The 16,247-nt window shown below is 70.5% G+C and carries 18 protein-coding genes; 11 read left to right on the top strand and 7 right to left on the bottom strand.

Going from position 1 to position 16,247, the window contains the following annotated elements; genetic code table 11:
* Positions 1-2 precede the first annotated feature (2 nt).
* The 6 genes from J2S57_RS21675 to J2S57_RS21650 form a co-directional block, all read right to left on the bottom strand.
* Entirely contained in the window at positions 3-1,283 is a 1,281-nt protein-coding gene (locus J2S57_RS21675; protein ID WP_307245894.1) for a SufS family cysteine desulfurase, read from the bottom strand.
* 80 nt (positions 1,284-1,363) lie between these two features.
* On the bottom strand, positions 1,364-2,122 hold the full coding sequence (gene sufC, locus J2S57_RS21670; protein ID WP_307245892.1) for a Fe-S cluster assembly ATPase SufC: 759 nt from the start codon (positions 2,120-2,122) through the stop codon (positions 1,364-1,366).
* Between the two features lie 32 nt (positions 2,123-2,154).
* Positions 2,155-2,490 carry a non-heme iron oxygenase ferredoxin subunit gene (locus J2S57_RS21665; RefSeq protein ID WP_307245890.1) on the bottom strand — a complete coding sequence of 112 codons (336 nt, stop codon included), beginning with the start codon at positions 2,488-2,490 and terminating at the stop codon, positions 2,155-2,157.
* Positions 2,487-3,647, bottom strand: a complete 1,161-nt coding sequence (gene sufD, locus J2S57_RS21660) for a Fe-S cluster assembly protein SufD (RefSeq protein WP_307245887.1) — start codon at positions 3,645-3,647, stop codon at positions 2,487-2,489. Before sufD ends, J2S57_RS21665 begins: the two co-directional genes overlap by 4 nt.
* A gap of 46 nt (positions 3,648-3,693) precedes the next feature.
* Positions 3,694-5,106 carry a Fe-S cluster assembly protein SufB gene (gene sufB / locus J2S57_RS21655; RefSeq protein ID WP_370882494.1) on the bottom strand — a complete coding sequence of 471 codons (1,413 nt, stop codon included), beginning with the start codon at positions 5,104-5,106 and terminating at the stop codon, positions 3,694-3,696.
* Positions 5,084-5,902, bottom strand: a complete 819-nt coding sequence (locus tag J2S57_RS21650) for a helix-turn-helix transcriptional regulator (RefSeq protein ID WP_307245883.1) — start codon at positions 5,900-5,902, stop codon at positions 5,084-5,086. The genes sufB and J2S57_RS21650 overlap by 23 nt, the downstream gene beginning before the upstream one ends.
* Before the next feature lie 290 nt (positions 5,903-6,192).
* Between J2S57_RS21650 and J2S57_RS21645 the strand changes: the two genes are divergently transcribed.
* From J2S57_RS21645 to J2S57_RS21635, 3 genes are read left to right on the top strand one after another with little or no spacing between them, the layout of a single operon-like run.
* Positions 6,193-7,104, top strand: a complete 912-nt coding sequence (locus J2S57_RS21645; RefSeq protein ID WP_370882695.1) for an ABC transporter ATP-binding protein — start codon at positions 6,193-6,195, stop codon at positions 7,102-7,104.
* On the top strand, positions 7,101-7,895 hold the full coding sequence (locus J2S57_RS21640) for an ABC transporter permease (protein ID WP_307245879.1): 795 nt from the start codon (positions 7,101-7,103) through the stop codon (positions 7,893-7,895). Before J2S57_RS21645 ends, J2S57_RS21640 begins: the two co-directional genes overlap by 4 nt.
* A gap of 7 nt (positions 7,896-7,902) precedes the next feature.
* Positions 7,903-8,430 (top strand): flavoprotein, encoded by a 528-nt coding sequence (locus J2S57_RS21635; protein WP_307245876.1) that lies wholly within the window; start codon positions 7,903-7,905, stop codon positions 8,428-8,430.
* Here the strand turns inward: J2S57_RS21635 and J2S57_RS21630 are convergent.
* Positions 8,414-8,590: a hypothetical protein gene (locus tag J2S57_RS21630; protein WP_307245874.1), complete on the bottom strand. Its 177-nt coding sequence runs from the start codon at positions 8,588-8,590 to the stop codon at positions 8,414-8,416. The genes J2S57_RS21635 and J2S57_RS21630 overlap by 17 nt on opposite strands.
* A 342-nt stretch (positions 8,591-8,932) precedes the next feature.
* Here J2S57_RS21630 and J2S57_RS21625 point away from each other — a divergent pair, with 342 nt between their 5' ends.
* Genes J2S57_RS21625 through J2S57_RS21590 form a run of 8 tightly spaced genes read left to right on the top strand, consistent with a single transcriptional unit; the run spans position 8,933 to position 16,231 of the window.
* Positions 8,933-10,600, top strand: coding sequence for an ABC transporter substrate-binding protein (locus J2S57_RS21625; RefSeq protein WP_307245872.1), 1,668 nt, complete (start codon positions 8,933-8,935; stop codon positions 10,598-10,600).
* Positions 10,593-11,429, top strand: coding sequence for an ABC transporter permease (locus J2S57_RS21620; RefSeq protein WP_307245870.1), 837 nt, complete (start codon positions 10,593-10,595; stop codon positions 11,427-11,429). Before J2S57_RS21625 ends, J2S57_RS21620 begins: the two co-directional genes overlap by 8 nt.
* Positions 11,426-12,466, top strand: coding sequence for an ABC transporter permease (locus tag J2S57_RS21615; protein ID WP_307245868.1), 1,041 nt, complete (start codon positions 11,426-11,428; stop codon positions 12,464-12,466). The genes J2S57_RS21620 and J2S57_RS21615 overlap by 4 nt, the downstream gene beginning before the upstream one ends.
* Position 12,467: 1 nt before the next feature.
* Positions 12,468-13,142, top strand: a complete 675-nt coding sequence (locus tag J2S57_RS21610) for an alpha/beta fold hydrolase (protein ID WP_307245866.1) — start codon at positions 12,468-12,470, stop codon at positions 13,140-13,142.
* The gene (locus J2S57_RS21605; protein WP_307245864.1) at positions 13,139-14,095 is read left to right on the top strand and encodes an ABC transporter ATP-binding protein; all 957 of its coding nucleotides are present in this window, start codon (positions 13,139-13,141) and stop codon (positions 14,093-14,095) included. Before J2S57_RS21610 ends, J2S57_RS21605 begins: the two co-directional genes overlap by 4 nt.
* A complete protein-coding gene (locus tag J2S57_RS21600; RefSeq protein WP_307245862.1) occupies positions 14,092-15,063 on the top strand; it encodes an ABC transporter ATP-binding protein in 972 nt (323 codons plus the stop codon). Before J2S57_RS21605 ends, J2S57_RS21600 begins: the two co-directional genes overlap by 4 nt.
* Positions 15,060-15,818, top strand: a complete 759-nt coding sequence (locus J2S57_RS21595) for an amidohydrolase family protein (RefSeq protein ID WP_307245860.1) — start codon at positions 15,060-15,062, stop codon at positions 15,816-15,818. Before J2S57_RS21600 ends, J2S57_RS21595 begins: the two co-directional genes overlap by 4 nt.
* The gene (locus tag J2S57_RS21590) at positions 15,815-16,231 is read left to right on the top strand and encodes a cytidine/deoxycytidylate deaminase family protein (protein ID WP_307245858.1); all 417 of its coding nucleotides are present in this window, start codon (positions 15,815-15,817) and stop codon (positions 16,229-16,231) included. Before J2S57_RS21595 ends, J2S57_RS21590 begins: the two co-directional genes overlap by 4 nt.
* The last annotated feature ends 16 nt before the right edge of the window (positions 16,232-16,247 follow it).

Below are 16,247 nucleotides of genomic sequence, written 5' to 3'. Positions count from 1 at the left end.
GGTCAGCTCCTGCCGAAGAATCCGCGGACGGTGCCGAGGGCCGTGACGAACCGCTCGATCTCCGCGTCGGTGGTGTAGAGGTAGGCGCTGGCGCGGGTGGACGCGTTGACGCCGAAGCGCCGGTGCACCGGCTGCGCGCAGTGGTGACCCACGCGCACGGCGACCCCGGCCGCGTCGAGCACCTGGCCGACGTCGTGCGGATGCACGCCCTCGACCGCGAAGGCGACGGTGGCCGTGCGGTTCTCGGCATCCTCCGGGCCGATCACCCGCACGCCCTCGACTCCCGCGAGCCCGTCCAGCATCAAGGACGCCAGCTCGTGCTCCCGGGCCGCGATCCGGTCCATGCCCACGCCAGTGAGGTAATCGACCGCCGCGTGCAGGGCCACGGCCTGGGCCACCGGCGGGGTGCCGGCCTCGAACCGCTGCGGGGGCTCACGGAACGTCGCGGTCTCCATCGTGACCAGCTCGACCATGGAGCCACCGGTCTGCACCGGCGGCAGGGCTTCGAGCAGCTGCGGACGCGCGGCGAGGGCGCCGATGCCGGTCGGGCCGAGCATCTTGTGACCGGAGAAGACGGCCGCGTCGACGCCCAGCTCGGTCAGGTCCACCGGGAGGTGGGGAACCGACTGGCAGGCGTCGAGAATGGTGAGAGCGCCCACGCTCCGGGCCTTTTCGGCCAGCAGCGCCACCGGGTTGACCGTGCCGAGCACGTTCGAGGCGTGCGCGAGGGCGACCACCTTCGTCCGCTCGTTGATCAGCTCGTCGATGTTCCGCAGGTCGAGCCGGCCGGCGTCGGTGAGCGGGATCCAGCGCAGCTTCGCCCCGGTGCGGGCGGCGGCGCGCTGCCACGGCACCAGGTTCGCGTGGTGCTCGAGCTCGGTCACCAGGATCTCGTCGCCCGGTTTCAGCGCGTGGGCACCGGCGTCCGGATCGGTGAGCGCACTCGCCAGGAGGTTGAGGCCCTCGGTGGCGTTGCGCGTCCAGACCAGGCCCTCGTAGGGCACGCCGACGAAGCGGGCGACGCTCTCGCGGGCGGCCTCGAACGCGTCGGTGGCCTCGCCGGCGAGGGTGTGGGCGCCGCGGTGCACGGCCGAGTAGGAGGTGGTGGCGAAGTCGTACTCCGCCTGCAGCACGGATTTCGGGCGCTGCGACGTGGCCCCGGAGTCGAGGTAGGCCAGCGGCGCGCCGTCACCGACGGTGCGGTGCAGGATCGGGAAGTCCGCGCGGATCGTCTCGACCTCGTCGGGGCCGAGCGTCGTGGGTGCGGCGGACGTGAGAGTCACGCGATCAGATCCTTCGTCGTTGGATCGAAATGGTGGACGTCCGTACGCGAGTCGCGTACGGACGTCCACCATCGGGTTGATCAGACCGACGCGCTGGTGAAGCGGTCGTAGCCGTTGGCCTCGAGCTCGTCGGCCAGCTCGGGGCCACCGTCGGCCGCCACCTTGCCGTCGACGAACACGTGCACGAAGTCGGGCTTGATGTAGCGCAGGATGCGCGTGTAGTGCGTGATGAGCAGGACGCCCACCTCGCTGTTCTCGCGCACCCGGTTGACACCCTCGGAGACGATCTTCAGGGCGTCGACGTCGAGACCCGAGTCGGTCTCGTCGAGCACCGCGAAACGCGGCTTGAGGAGCTCCATCTGGAGGATCTCGTGGCGCTTCTTCTCTCCGCCGGAGAAGCCGGCGTTGACGTCGCGGTCGGCGAAGGCCGGGTCCATCTTCAGCGCGTCCATCGCGCCGCGGACGTCCTTCACCCAGTGACGCAGGGCCGGGGCCTGGCCGTCGATCGCGGTCTTGGCGGTGCGCAGGAAGTTGGACACCGTGACGCCGGCGACCTCGACCGGGTACTGCATGGCCAGGAAGAGGCCGGCGCGGGCGCGCTCGTCGACGCTCATCTCCAGCAGGTCCTCTCCGTCGAGCGTGACGGAGCCGGAGGTGATCGTGTACTTCGGGTGCCCGGCGATGGAGTAGGCCAGGGTGGACTTGCCGGAGCCGTTCGGGCCCATGATCGCGTGCGTCTCACCGGAGCGGATGGTGAGGTCGACCCCGCGCAGGATCTCCTTCGGGCCCTGCTCGGTCTCGACGCTGACGTGCAGGTCGCGGATTTCCAGAGTGGCCATGGTGGTTCAGTTCTCCTAGAAGGTCTGGGGATTCAGGACGCGGCAGCGTTGGTGATGACGGCGGTGTCCACGTACACGTCGTCGCCCTCGAGCGAGACCTCGTAGACCTCCACCGGGGTGACGGCGGGCAGCACCGTCGGCTTGCCGCTGCGCAGGTCGAAGGCCGAGCCGTGGAGCCAGCACTCGATGGTGCAGTCCTCGACCATGCCCTCCGACAGCGAGACGGCCGCGTGGGTGCAGAGGTCGGCGACCGCGTGCACGTCGCCGTTGCTCTCGCGGGCCAGCGCGACGGTCTTGCCGCCCGCGCTCACCTGGATCGCCTCACCGGGCTTCAGGTCGGCCAGGGACGCGACCCGCTCGCGACTCACTCCGTCACCGCGCCGATGGCGGCTTCGGGCTCGCCCCCCAGCTCGGCCTCGATGGCGGCGAGCAGACGCTCCTGCAGGTCGGGGAGGCCGAGCTTGTTGATCAGCTCGGCGAAGAAGCCGCGCACGACCAGGCGGCGCGCCTCTTCCTCGGTGATGCCCCGGGCCTGCAGGTAAAACAGCTGCTCGTCGTCGAAACGGCCGGTGGTGCTGGCGTGCCCGGCGCCGACGATCTCGCCGGTCTCGATCTCGAGGTTCGGCACCGAGTCCGCGCGGGTGCCGTCGGTCAGCACCAGGTTGCGGTTCATCTCGTAGGTGTCGGTGTCTTCGGCGGTGGCGCGGATGAGCACGTCACCGACCCACACCGTGTGCGCGCCCTCGCCCTGCAGCGCGCCCTTGTACGTGACGTTGCTGCGGCACTTGGGAGCGCTGTGGTCGACGAAGAGCCGGTGCTCCTGGTGCTGACCGGCGTCGGCGATGTAGAGGCCGGCCATCTCGGCGTCGCCGCCGGGACCCGCGTACTCCACGGTCTCGACGAAGCGCACCAGGTCGCCGCCCAGGGTGACCTGGGTGGAGTTGATCGACGCGTCCTTGCCGAGGCGGATGCCGACGTGCTGGGCGTGCACCGCGGTGCGGTCCCAGCCCTGCACGCTGACGAACTTCAGCTTGGCGCCGTCGCCCACCAGGATCGACAGCTCACCCGAGTAGCGAGCGGTGCCGCTGTGCTCGATCACCACGGTCACCTGCGCGTTGGCGCCGATGTCGAGAATGACGTGGCCCCAGACGATCTGGTCGTCGGTGCCGTGCAGCTTGATCACGACGGGCCGGTCGGGCTCGGCGTTCTGCTTCACCCTGACGACGACCGCGCCGTTCTTGGCGTTCTCGAGCGCGAGGACGCTGGTGCGGTCGACCGACTTGGGCACGGCGCGCAGCAGCGGGTCGCCGGAGCCGGCCGTGGTCAGCTCGACGCCCTCGGGCAGGTCGGTGGTCCAGGTGAGGGCGGAGTCGGTGGGCTCGCCCTCGAGCAGGCCGCGGAGGCGGTCGAGCGGGGTGAACCGCCAGTCCTCCTCGCGCCCGTTCGGGATCGGGAAGTCCGCGACGTCGAAGCTCGAGCGGTGCAGCTCGACCGGTCCGCCTTCGATCGTGAAAGTCTCAGTCATGGCTCTCTGTTCTCGGATTCTGGGGTGACGGGGACGGGTGGGCGGACTAGCCGACCGCGCCTTCCATCTGCAGCTCGATCAGGCGGTTCAGCTCGAGCGCGTACTCCATCGGCAGTTCCCGGGCGATCGGCTCGACGAAACCACGCACGATCATCGCCATCGCCTCCTCCTCGGTCATGCCGCGGGACATCAGGTAGAACAGCTGGTCCTCGCTCACCTTGGAGACCGTGGCCTCGTGGCCCAGCGTCACGTCGTCCTCGCGGACGTCGACGTAGGGGTAGGTGTCGGACCGGCTGATCGTGTCGACCAGCAGCGCGTCGCACCGCACCGTGCTGGCCGAGTGGTGCGAGCCCTCGAGCACCTGCAGCAGACCGCGGTAGGAGGTGCGGCCACCGCCCCGGGCCACCGACTTGGAGACGATGGACGACTTGGTGTGCGGCGCGGCGTGCACCATCTTGGCGCCGGCGTCCTGGTGCTGGCCCTCACCGGCGAACGCGATCGACAGCGTCTCGCCGTTGGCGTGCTCACCCATCAGGTAGATGGCCGGGTACTTCATGGTGACCTTGGAGCCGATGTTGCCGTCGACCCACTCCATGGTGGCGCCCTCGGCGGCGGTGGCCCGCTTGGTGACCAGGTTGTACACGTTGTTCGACCAGTTCTGGATGGTCGTGTAGCGGACGCGGGCGTCCTTCTTCACGACGATCTCGACGACGGCCGAGTGCAGCGAGTCGGAGCTGTAGATCGGCGCCGTGCAGCCCTCGACGTAGTGCACGTACGAGCCCTCGTCGGCGATGATCAGCGTGCGCTCGAACTGGCCCATGTTCTCGGTGTTGATCCGGAAGTAGGCCTGCAGCGGGATCTCGACGTGGACGCCCTTGGGCACGTAGATGAACGAGCCACCCGACCACACGGCGCTGTTCAGCGAGGCGAACTTGTTGTCGCCCACCGGGATGACCGTGCCGAAGTACTCCTGGAAGAGCTCCGGGTAGTCACGCAGACCCGTGTCGGTGTCGACGAAGATGACACCCTGCTTCTCGAGTTCCTCGTTGATCTGGTGGTAGACCACCTCGGACTCGTACTGCGCGGCGACGCCGGCGACGAGTCGCTGCTTCTCGGCCTCCGGGATGCCCAGGCGGTCGTAGGTGCTCTTGATGTCGTCGGGCAGGTCGTCCCACGAGGTGGCCTGCTTCTCGGTGGAGCGCACGAAGTACTTGATGTTGTCGAAGTCGATGCCCGACAGGTCGGAGCCCCAGGTCGGCATGGGCTTCTTGCCGAACAGCTTGAGGCCCTTGAGACGCTGGTTCAGCATCCACTCGGGCTCGTTCTTCTTGGCCGAGATGTCGCGCACGACAGCCTCGGACAGGCCACGCTGGGCGGCCGCGCCGGCGGCGTCGGAGTCGGCCCAGCCGAACTCGTACCGCCCGAGGCCCTCGAGTTCAGGATGCGACACGGTGCTCATCGGCTGCTTTCTCCTCTTGTGACGTGACATCCGGCCCGGGTGCTGACTCGGGCCGGCCGGTCGGGTTACGTGTGTCGAGCGTGGCCGAGACCGCGCTCAGGGGAATGTGGGTGGTGCAGACGTGCTCCCCGTGGGCGAGCGTGGCGAGCCGCTGCACGTGGACCCCGAGAAGGTTGGAGAACGCGTGCGTCTCGGCCTCGCACAGCTGCGGGAACTGGGCGGCGACCTGCTGGACCGGGCAGTGCCCCTGGCACAGCTGCTTACCCGTCTGCCGGGTGGTCTGCTCCTCGTGCGCGCGGCCCCGCTCCTCGAGTGAACGCACGCTGGCCGCGTATCCATCCGTGCTGAGGGCCTGGGCCAGAGCTCCGGCCCGGCGGTGGGGGTCTCCCCCGGCCGCATCGACGGCGGGACGGTAGCGCTGGGCGAGCCGTTCGGCCCGCACCACGGCGAACTCGCGCACGGCGTCGGGCCCGGCCGTCTCGGCCAGGAACTCGAGCAGCTGCACGGCCAGGTCGTCGTACGCGGTCGACATCACGGAGTGACCCGCGTCGGTCAGCACGAAGAGCCGGGCCGGACGGCCCCGCCGCCGGGGGGTGCCCTCGGGAGGGTCCCACGTGCAGACGAGACCCTGGTCTGTCAGGGTGTCCAGGTGCCGGCGCACCGCCGCGGGCGTCAGCCCGAGCGTGGCCGCCAGGTCACTCGCGGTGATCGGACCGTGATGCAGGATCTCGCGCGACACCCGGTCACGGGTGCCCCGATCCTCCATGCGACCGGCTTCGGAGTCGGTCTCGGTCATTTCCACCACACCAGTGTGACGTTATTCGACGCCCGCCTCAAGCCGGGAGGGTGTGCTTGCCCCTCACGGGTTCTGTCTGGTGCGTCACGGAAGGTAAACCTAACTTGGGTGTTTTCCGCCGTCGTGAACACCGTTTGTCGCGGGTTGCCGGACCAGGGAACCACGCCGGGCGGGCCGCTCGACGGCGGGGTCGTGCCGAACCGCCCCCGCTTCTTCCCTATGGTGGAGGTGTGCGCGTCGAGTCAGGCAGTACTGCATCAGGTGACGCCGCGGTCGAGGTGACCGGGCTGATGAAGCGTTACGGAGCGAAGCTCGCCGTCGACGGCGCCTCGTTCTCCGCCGTCGCGGGCGCCGTCACCGCCGTGCTCGGCCCCAACGGCGCCGGCAAGACCAGCACCGTCGAGTGCTGCGAGGGACTGCGCCGGCCCGACGGCGGGACGGTTCGCGTGCTCGGGCACGACCCGGTCACGGACGGTGCCTGGCTGCGCCCCCGTGTCGGCGTGATGCTGCAGGACGGCGGCATGCCGCAGGGCGCGCGCGCCGGCGACGTGCTCAACCTGACCGCCGCGATGTACGCCCGGCCCTGGGCCACCGGCGACCTGATCGCCCGTCTCGACCTGGGCTCCCGGCTGCGCACCACGGTGCGGCGCCTGTCCGGCGGCGAGCGCCAGCGTCTGGCCCTGGCCGTGGCCCTGGTCGGCCGCCCCGACGTGGTCTTCCTCGACGAGCCCACCGCCGGTCTCGACCCGCAGGCCCGGATCGCGGTCTGGGGTCTGATCGGTGAGCTGCGGGCCTCCGGCGTCGCGGTGGTCCTGACCACCCACCTGCTCGACGAGGCCGAGCGCCTGGCCGACCACGTGGTGCTGATGGCCGGCGGCCGGGTCGTGGCCGCGGGTTCGCCCCGCGAGCTCACCGGCGGCACCGACCACACCCTGAGCTTCGGTGGCCCGGCCGGTCTGGACCTGACCGAGCTGGCCCCCCTGCTGTCCGCCGGGATCGCCGCCACCGAGGTGCGCCCCGGGCACTACGTCGTGGCCAACCGCACCCCCGAGGCGCACCTGCTGCCCGGTGACGTGGCCGCCACCACCGCCTGGTGCGCCCGTCTCGGGATCATGCCCGAGGGACTGGTTCTCGGCCGGAGGAGTCTGGAAGACGTGTTCCTGGAGATCGCTGCCCGTCAGAACGAGGTGATCGGGGCGTGAGCGCGATCGAGATGACCGCTCCCGAGGCGTCGCCGCGCGCGGACGGCACCGACCGGGCCGCGTCCGCGCGGCGCCGGGTGCTGGCCCAGACCCGGTTCGACGCGATGGCCATGCTCCGCAACGGCGAGCAGCTGCTGCTCACCGTGATCCTGCCGCTGTTCGTGCTGGCCGGTCTGGCCCGGAGCGGGGTCGTCGACCTCGGCACCGGGCGCCGCATCGACCTGGCCACGCCCGGCGTGCTGGCGCTCGCGCTGATCTCCACCTCGTTCACCGGCCAGGCCATCAGCACCGGCTTCGACCGCCGCGCGGGCCTGCTGCGCCTGCTCGGCACCACCCCCCTGGGCCGTTCCGGCCTGATCGCCGGCCGTCTGGGCGCGGTCGCGGTGGTCTCGGCGATCCAGGTCGTGCTGCTCGGCGCCGTCGGCCTGGCGCTCGGCTGGCACCCCTCGGCCGCCGGGCTGGTGCCCGCCCTGCTGGTGGGGGTGCTCGGCTCGGCCGCCTTCGTCAGCCTCGGCCTGCTGCTGGCCGGAACGCTGCGCGCGGAGGCCGTTCTCGCGGCGGCGAACCTGATCTGGGTGCTCCTGCTGGCCGGCGGCGGCGTGGTGCTGGCCGGCGACCAGCTCGGCCCTCTGGGTGACGTGGTGCGCTGGCTGCCGTCGGGGGCGCTCGGCGACGGGCTGCGGGCCACGCTGGCCCACGGCGAGTGGCCGTGGTTCGACCTGGCCGTGCTCGGGGTCTGGACCGCGGCCGGCACCGCGGCCACGATGCGCTGGTTCCGCTGGGACAGCTGACGTCGCCATGGGCCGCGTCCTCAGTCTGATCGCCTGCGGCGCGGGCGGTATCGACGGCCTCCGTCCGGGCCTGGTGGCACCGCTGGTCGACGCGGGGTGGACCGTCGCGATCACCCTGACCCCGACCGCCGGCACCTGGCTGTCGGCCGACGGTGAGGCCGGCGCCCTCGAGACCCTGACCGGGCTCCCGGTGCGGTGGGCCTCCCGCCTCCCCGGGCAGCCGCGTCCTCACCCGGACCCCGACGTGTGCGCGGTGGTGCCCGCCACCGCCAACGCCGTGGCCAAGCTGGCGCTGGGCATCAGCGACAACCAGGCGATGACCGCGGCCAACGAGATGATCGGCCGCCCGGACGTGCCGGTCGTGGTCTTCCCGTGCATCAACCTGGCCCACACCCGCCACCCGGCCTGGGCCGGGCACGTCGCGGCGCTGGAGTCGGCCGGGGTGCGGCTGCTCTCGCGCGACCTCACGGCCCCGCGCCAGGAACCCGGGCTGCCCTGGGCGCTGATCCGCGAGGCGATCACCCGGGCACGGTGAACCGCACGCCCTCGTCGGGCGGGAGCTCGGTGCGGCCCGGCACCGGGCGGGTGAACCGCGCGAAGCCGTAGGGCTGCGCCACGCTCGCCCAGCAGTCCGCCGCCGCGCCGTTGCCGGGCCGGTAGAGGATTCCCCACGTGCCGGGGTGCCGGGCCACCACCGCGCTCGCCGTCGTGAGTCCCGGTCCGCCGCGCCGGGCGCCGGGCGCGATCCAGAACCCGAGGATCGACTGGTCGTCCGTGCCCAGCCGGGTGACGACGGCGAACCCGACCGGAGCCGGGTACCCCGTCCAATGGCCTGTTATCGCCCAGCCAGGAACTCACAGCGATCGAAACACGGCCCACCACCGTCCTTTACCCAGGCGAAACACCGGCGTGCGTCGATGAGGTCACCCTAGACGGGACCCGCAATTCCGGATACGTTCCATTCCTAGATGGATCCAATCTGCGTCGATTGCTATCCAGGCCCCCCTGCTTGCCTGCCCGTCTCGTAGGAGCTCCTCATGCCGCGTCCCCCGATCGACCCCAGCATCGACACCAGTGCCGTCCCCACGAACGACGTCTCCCGCCGCACGATGCTGCGCGGCGCCGGACTGCTCGGCATGGGCATGACCTTCGGCCTCAGTGGCCTGCTCTCGGCCTGCGGGGTGGCCGCCGACGACGACACCGACGGCGCCGCGAGCACCGGCGGCACGCTCACCCTGGCCATCGACGGCACCAGCGCCGTGAACGACCCGGCCTTCTACACCACCCTCGGCGACTGGATGGCCGTCGACTGCGTCTGCCGCGGCCTGACCTTCATCTCGTTCGAGAGCAACGAGCCGCAGCCGGATCTGGCCGAGTCCTGGGAGATCTCGGACGACCAGCTGACCTACACCTTCCGTCTGCGCACCGGTGTGACCTTCCACGACGGCACCACGTTCACCTCGGCCGACGTGCTGGCCAGCCTGAACCGGCAGTGGAACGACAAGGACAAGACCCTGCCCGAGGGCGCGTCGCGGCCTCTGAAGAACCTGGCCGACAACGTGAAGTCGCTGAAGGCGGTCGACGACAACACCGTCGAGCTGAAGCTGAACAAGCCCGACCGGATGGTGCTCTCACGCCTGTCGGACATCGGCGGGCGCATCATCTCCAGCGCCGCGCTGGAGAAGGAGGGTTCCGGCATCGGCAAGGCGCTCGTCGGCACCGGCCCGTTCAAGTTCGTCTCGGCCACGGCCGGCCAGTCCGTGGTGCTGGAGGCGTTCGAGGACTTCCGACTCGGGCGCCCCCCGATCGACCGCCTCGTGCTGCAGCAGGTGACCGACCCGTCCACCATCGTGAACTCCCTGATCTCGGGCGACATCTCGGCCACGCAGTTCACGCCGTACTCGAGCCTGGCCTCGCTGGCCAAGAACGACGCGGTGACGGTGCACGACACCACGCTCGGCTTCGACGCGATCCTGATGATCGACGCGCGGCGCATCCCCGAACTCGAGGTGCGGCAGGCCATCAACCTGGCCATCGACCGCAACGCCATCGTCTCGCAGGCCTTCTTCGGCAAGGGGCAGACACCCGACGGTTACGCCATCCCGCCGTCGCAGAACGGCTACGACGCGAGCCTGAAAGACCTCAGCACGCAGGACCTCACGAAGGCCAGGGAACTGCTGAAGCAGGCCGGGGCCGAGGGACGCACCGTGCACCTGATGGCCGCCAGCGACAGCTGGCACCCCAAGGCCGCGCAGATCGTGGAGCAGAACCTGACCGACCTCGGGCTCACCGTGAAGGTCGATTCCGTGGACCCGGCAGCGTATTTCAACCGGATCTACGACACGACCGACGAATACCACGACCTGATGATCTGGGAGCGCAACTCGTACGTGCCCGACCCGGACAACATGGTCGGCTCGATGGCCCTGCCCTCGGGTGTCTACGGCGACTTCGCCACCGGGTTCGCGTCCTTGAAGGGGTCCGAGCGGTTCGCGGACGACCTCTACACGGCCAAGAACCTGCCCGACGGCGACGAGCGCACCGCGGCCTACACCGAGATCCAGCGGCGCTGGGCCGAGGAGTACATGGTGCTGTCGATGCTCGCCTACTCGACCAACCCGGTGGTGAGCGGCGCGAGCGTGCAGGGCCTGAACCCGAACGCCCTCGGCAACCACCGCTGTTTCCTGGAGAAGGCGAGTGTCTGAGCTTCTCCGCCACCGGCGCATCGGCACCAACTGGCTCTCGGCCGCGTCCTGGCTGGTGCTGGTGTTCTTCGTGCTGGTCGCCCTGGTCGGGCCGTTCCTGGTGAGCGCCGATCCGATGCGTCAGAGCAACAGCCCGCTGCTGCCCCTCGGCAGCGGCGGGCACCCGCTCGGCACCGACGACCTCGGCCGCGACGAACTGGCCCGGCTGGTGCACGGTTCCCGGCCCCTGCTGCTCGTGGCCGTGCTGGCGACCACCCTGGCGACCACGATCGGCACCCTGATCGGCCTGTTCGCCGGGTATTTCGGCGGGGTGGTCGACCAGGTCGTGATGCGGCTGGTCGACCTGGCCCTGGCGTTCCCCTCGATCCTGCTCATCATCCTGCTGGTCGCCGGGGCCGGCGCCGGACCGGCCACCCTGGTGATCGGGATCGGCATCTCGCTGGCTCCCGGCCTGGCCCGGCTGGCCCGGGCCCTCAGTGCCCGGGAGGCGGCGCGGGACTACGTGCTGGCCTCGAAACTCGGTGGCAGCCAGGGCGGGCGGATCATGCTGCGGGAGATCCTGCCGAACATCGCCGGGCCGATGCTGGCCCAGGTGATCATGACGCTCTCCGTCGCCGCGGGTTTCGCGGCCGGGCTCTCGTACCTCGGCCTGGGCATCCCGGCCTCGACCCCGGACTGGGGAAACATGGTGCAGGCCGGGCAGGAGTTCGTGCTCACCACGCCGGCCCTGACCGTGCTGCCCGCGGCGGCCACGCTGGTCTTCGTGGTGGCGTGCAACTTCGCGGGTGACGACCTGCGGGACGCGCTCGACCCGAAGGGACTCGCGTGACCCGCAATCCGGCGACCCGAACCATCGCGCTGAGACTCCTCACCGTTCCCCTGGTGCTGTGGGCCCTGGCCACCCTGGTCTTCGTGGCCCTGCGCTTCCTGCCCGGCTCCCCCGCCACCTCTCTGGCGGCGGGCGGCGCGAGTGACCAGTCGGCCGAGCAGATCACCGCCAACGCCGACCAGATCAGCGAGAGCCTGGGTCTGTCCCAGCCCTTGCCGGTGCAGTACCTGACCTACCTCGGTGACCTGATCCGTGGAGATTTCGGCTCCTCGTACTTCGGTGGCAACGACGTCCTGTCGCTGCTGAGGAGCGCCCTGCCCGCCACCATCGAGCTCACCGTCGCGGCCATGCTCGCCGCCGTCGTCATCGGCGGCGTCTCCGGCCTGGTCGCGGCGCTGCGCAAGGACACCCCGGTCGACACCGGCATCCGGGCGGCCGCCACGGTCACGTTCAGCCTCCCCTGGTTCGCGCTCGGTGTGCTGGGCATCGTGGTGTTCGGCGTCTGGCTGGGCTGGCTGCCCGTGCTGGGCCGGCTGCCCAACCGGCTGGAGTACGAACCGCTCACGAACTTCGTGCTGCTGGACGCGGTCCTGCAGGACCGGCCCGAGCTGATCTGGCCCTGGATCCAGCACCTGATCCTGCCCGCCGCCACGCTGGCCCTGTCCACGGCCGGTTTCATCACCCGGATCGTGCGTGCCTCCGTGCTGGAGGTACTGGGTGACGACTTCGTGCGCACCGCCCAGATGAAGGGCCTCGGCGAGGGGCAGGTGGTGCGCAAACACGTGCTGCGCAACGCGTCCCTGCCCATCATCACCGTGCTCGGGCTCCAGTTCGGCACGCTGCTGGGCGGTTCCACCGTCACCGAGACCGTCTTCTCCTACCCCGGGGTGGGGGTGCTGCTCGTCGACGCGGTGCTGCAGCGCGACTACCCGGTGGTGCAGGGCGCCGCGCTGGCGATCGCCCTGCTGTTCGTACTGGTCAACGCGGCCGTCGACGTCCTGTACCTGGTGCTGGACCCGCGGCTGGGAAAGAGTTGAGATGAACATCGTTCTCGTGCACGGCGCCGGTGGCACGCCCACCACGTGGTCGTTCGTGCTGCCGATGGTCCACGCGCGGGGGCACGTGGTCTCGGCGGTCACCAATCCGATGACCTCCCTCGAGGACGACATCGCGACGACCACCGCGTGGATCGACGAGAACACCGACGGGGACGTGCTTCTCGTCGGGCACTCGTACGGCGGCGCAGTGATCACCGGCGCCGGGCACCATCCGCGGGTCAAGGGCCTGGTCTACGTGGCGGCGTGGGCGCCGGACCAGGACGAGTCGATCCAGGACATCCTGGCCCGGTACGACGTCGCGCCGGTGAACAAGCACATGGTGCGGGGAGCGGACGGTTCGTGGCAGTCGTCGCGCTCGCCCGAGTACTACGCGGAGATCGCCTGGGACCTGCCGCCGGAGCGCCGTGAGGTGTGGTCCGCCGAGGGACGGCCCAGCTCGAACGAGATCTTCGCGCAGAAGTCCGGCGTCCCGGCCTGGAAGACCCGGCCCAGCTGGTATCTCGTGGCCGCTCAGGACAAGACGCTGCGGGTGGACACCCAGCGCGACATGGCCGCCCGGATGCGGGCCGTCACCTCCGAGGTCGACGGCAGCCACTTCGTGCCCCAGGTCAGTCCCGGCCGGGTGGCCGACCTGATCGAGGAAGCCCTGTCGTGACCACCGTTCTCAGCGTCCGTGACCTCAAGGTCGAGTTCGACGTGCCGGCCGGCCGGCTGCCCGCGGTCAACGGCGTCAGCTTCGACTTGTTCGCGGGTGAACTGCTGGCGCTGGTCGGCGAGTCCGGCTCCGGCAAGAGCGCCCTGACGATGGGGCTGACCGGGCTGAACCGGGGCCCGCGCACGCACATCTCGGGTACGGCCGACTTCGACGGCACCGACCTGGTGGCGGCCGGGGACAAACAGCTGCAGCGCATCCGCGGGGCCGGGATCGCCGTGGTGTTCCAGGACGCCCTGGCCGCACTCAACCCGGTGCAGCGGGTGGGTAAGCAGGTGGCGGAGATGATCCGGCAGCACCAGCCGGTGTCGTCCAAGGAGGCTGCGCTGAAGGCGGTGTCCCTCCTGAGGGACGTCGGCCTGGCCAACCCGGAGCAGAGCGCCCGCGCCTACCCGCACCAGCTCTCCGGCGGCATGCGGCAGCGCGTCATGATCGCGATCGCGCTGGCCAACGATCCGGGTGTGCTGATCGCCGACGAGCCCACCACGGCCCTCGACGTGACCATCCAGGCCCAGGTGCTGGCGCTGCTCAAGCGGATGCAGCGCGAGCACGGCAGCGCGGTCGTGCTCATCACCCACGACCTCGGCGTGGTCGCGGAGGTCGCCGACCGGATCGCGGTGATGTACGCCGGGCGGATCGTCGAGATCGGTACCCGCGACGAGGTGCTCAACCACCCGCGCCACCCGTACACGGTCGGGTTGCTGAACTCGATGCCCCGGATCGACGGCCCCCGGCCGCGCCGGCTGGCGGCGATCAAGGGCAACCCGCTGACCGGGGTCGACCGGCCACCGGGATGCGCCTTCGCCCCCCGCTGCGACCTGGTGCAGGACGAATGTCTCGAGCAGGTACCGCCGCTCGAGAACCAGGTCGCGTGTCTGAGAGCCGGTGTCGCATGAAACCCGTTCCCCTGCTCCAGCTCACCGGGCTCCGCGTCGAGTACTCCCGGCCCGGCGGTCAGAAGGTCCGGGCCGTGCGGGACGTCGACCTGGTCATCGCCGAGGGTGAGACGCTGGGCCTGGTCGGCGAGTCCGGGTGTGGCAAGTCCAGTCTCGGCCGGGCCGTGCTGCGGGCGATCGAGCCACAGGCCGGGCGCATCGACTTCCTCGGCCTCGACATCACCCACCTCAAGGGTGCGCCCCTGCGCCGGGTCTGGGCCGACCTGCAGATGATCTTCCAGGACCCGTTCGGCTCGCTGAACCCGCGCCGCAAGGTGGTCGACATCATCGCCGAGCCGGTCGTGCGGGCCCGGGGCGCGACGCGCCAGGAGGCCGAGGAGCGGGCCGGCGAGCTGCTCGAGAAGGTCGGCCTCGGCCGCGACGCCGGGCAGCGCCGGCCCCGGGAGTTCTCCGGCGGCCAGCGTCAGCGCATCGCGATCGCCCGGGCCCTGGCCCCGTCGCCGAGGTTCGTGGTGGCCGACGAGCCGGTCTCCGCGCTCGACGTGTCGATCCAGGCCCAGGTGGTGAACCTGCTCGCCGACCTGACCGAGACGAGCAACCTGACCTGCCTGTTCATATCGCACGACCTGGGCGTGGTGCGGCAGCTGGCCGACCGGGTCGCGGTGATGTACCTGGGCCAGATCATCGAGATCGCCGAGCGCGACCGGTTCTTCGCGGGCCCGGCCCACCCGTACAGCAGTGCCCTGCTGGCCTCGGTGCCCCGGGTCACGGCGGTGGCTGAGCCGAAAGCTGCTCAGCTCCAGGGCGATCCCCCCGACCCGGCCGATCCCCCGGCCGGCTGCCTCTTCTCCACCCGCTGCCCCGCGGCCACCGAGCTCTGCCGTACCGAGCAACCGGTGCTCCGGGAACTCGGGCCCGGCCACGACGTCCGCTGTCATTTCCCTCTCGAACCTCTGGAGCACGCGTGATCATCGACGCCTACAACACCACCCAGGACGTGCGCGGCCGCTCCGACTACCTCACCGGCGCGAAGCCGGGCGAGAAGCCGCCGCCCCACACACCGTTCGACCCGCAGCGCATCCTGACCCGGATGGACGCGGCCGGCGTGGACATGGCCATGGTGTGCTCCCTGGCCCAGCGCATCGAGAACGACTTCCTCATCGACATGGTGTCGAAGCACCCCGACCGGTTCATCGGTTTCGGCCAGGTCATGCCCCAGGCCGACGACGCCCTCGACGAGATCGAGCGGTTCGCGGCGGCCGGGCTGAAGGGCCTGAAGCTGCACCCGAGCCTGCACGGTTACCACGTGGCCGATCACGGGCTGCTCGACCCGGTCTTCGAGAAGTGCGCCTCGCTGGGACTTCCCGTGCTGATCAACGCCCTCGACGACTCGTTCTGCGCCCCGCTGGCCATCGAGGAGATCGCCAAGGACCACCCGGGAGTGCCGACGATCATCGCGCACATGGGTGCCGTCTGGAACGTGCCCGAGGCGATCATCGTGGCCGAGCGCCAGCCGCACGTGTTCCTGGAGACCTCGGCCACCCTGATGAGCGACGTGAAGCGGGCCTACGCACGGCTGGGCGCCTCGAAGATCCTGCTGGGCAGCGAATGGCCCGGCTCCGACTTCGATCTCGAGCGCTTCAAGATCGCCAAGGCCATTCCCGACGAGACCGACCGGGCGCTGGTCGAGGGCGGCAACTTCGCGAAGATCCTGGGCCTGTGATCCTGCGTCTGCAGGCCCCCGGTGATCCTGAGCTCTTCGAGCGAGCCCAGGACCTCCTCGAGAAGGTCTACGTACAGGGCCGTCACGAGGTGGCGACCGCTCTGCGCACCCGGGACGGATCGGTGCACACCGGCGTCCATGTCGAGGGTTCCTGCCGGCGTAGCTCGATCTGCGCCGAGGGGGTGGCCATGGGTGCGGTTCTGGCCGCGGGCGGCGTGCTGGACATCGAGGCCGTGGTCTCGGTGCAGATCAAGCCGGCCGACCGGTTCCGGGTGATCGCCCCCTGCGGGGTGTGCCGGGAACTGATCAGCGACTACAGCCCGGACGCCCGGGTGTGGGTGACAGCCTCCGAGGACATCGTGGAGTACGAGGCCCTCGACCTGCTGCCCGAGAAGTCGCGCCGGGTCTGGTAATACGATGGAGGACGAT

Origin of the sequence: Kineosporia succinea (assembly GCF_030811555.1) — a bacterium.
Taxonomy (GTDB): domain Bacteria; phylum Actinomycetota; class Actinomycetes; order Actinomycetales; family Kineosporiaceae; genus Kineosporia; species Kineosporia succinea.
Note: the sequence above shows the minus strand (reverse complement) of the source record. Positions and strands in the feature narration are given on the sequence as shown.

What these genes read in the sequence shown, in the direction of transcription:
- sufD (WP_307245887.1), bottom strand. Translation starts at nt 3,647, where the DNA reads ATGACTGAGACTTTCACGATCGAAGGCGGACCGGTCGAGCTGCACCGC.
- sufC (WP_307245892.1), bottom strand. Translation starts at nt 2,122, where the DNA reads ATGGCCACTCTGGAAATCCGCGACCTGCACGTCAGCGTCGAGACCGAG.
- J2S57_RS21610 (WP_307245866.1), top strand. Translation starts at nt 12,468, where the DNA reads ATGAACATCGTTCTCGTGCACGGCGCCGGTGGCACGCCCACCACGTGG.
- J2S57_RS21625 (WP_307245872.1), top strand. Translation starts at nt 8,933, where the DNA reads ATGCCGCGTCCCCCGATCGACCCCAGCATCGACACCAGTGCCGTCCCC.
- sufB (WP_370882494.1), bottom strand. Translation starts at nt 5,106, where the DNA reads ATGAGCACCGTGTCGCATCCTGAACTCGAGGGCCTCGGGCGGTACGAG.
- J2S57_RS21645 (WP_370882695.1), top strand. Translation starts at nt 6,193, where the DNA reads ATGAAGCGTTACGGAGCGAAGCTCGCCGTCGACGGCGCCTCGTTCTCC.
- J2S57_RS21635 (WP_307245876.1), top strand. Translation starts at nt 7,903, where the DNA reads ATGGGCCGCGTCCTCAGTCTGATCGCCTGCGGCGCGGGCGGTATCGAC.
- J2S57_RS21600 (WP_307245862.1), top strand. Translation starts at nt 14,092, where the DNA reads ATGAAACCCGTTCCCCTGCTCCAGCTCACCGGGCTCCGCGTCGAGTAC.
- J2S57_RS21650 (WP_307245883.1), bottom strand. Translation starts at nt 5,902, where the DNA reads ATGACCGAGACCGACTCCGAAGCCGGTCGCATGGAGGATCGGGGCACC.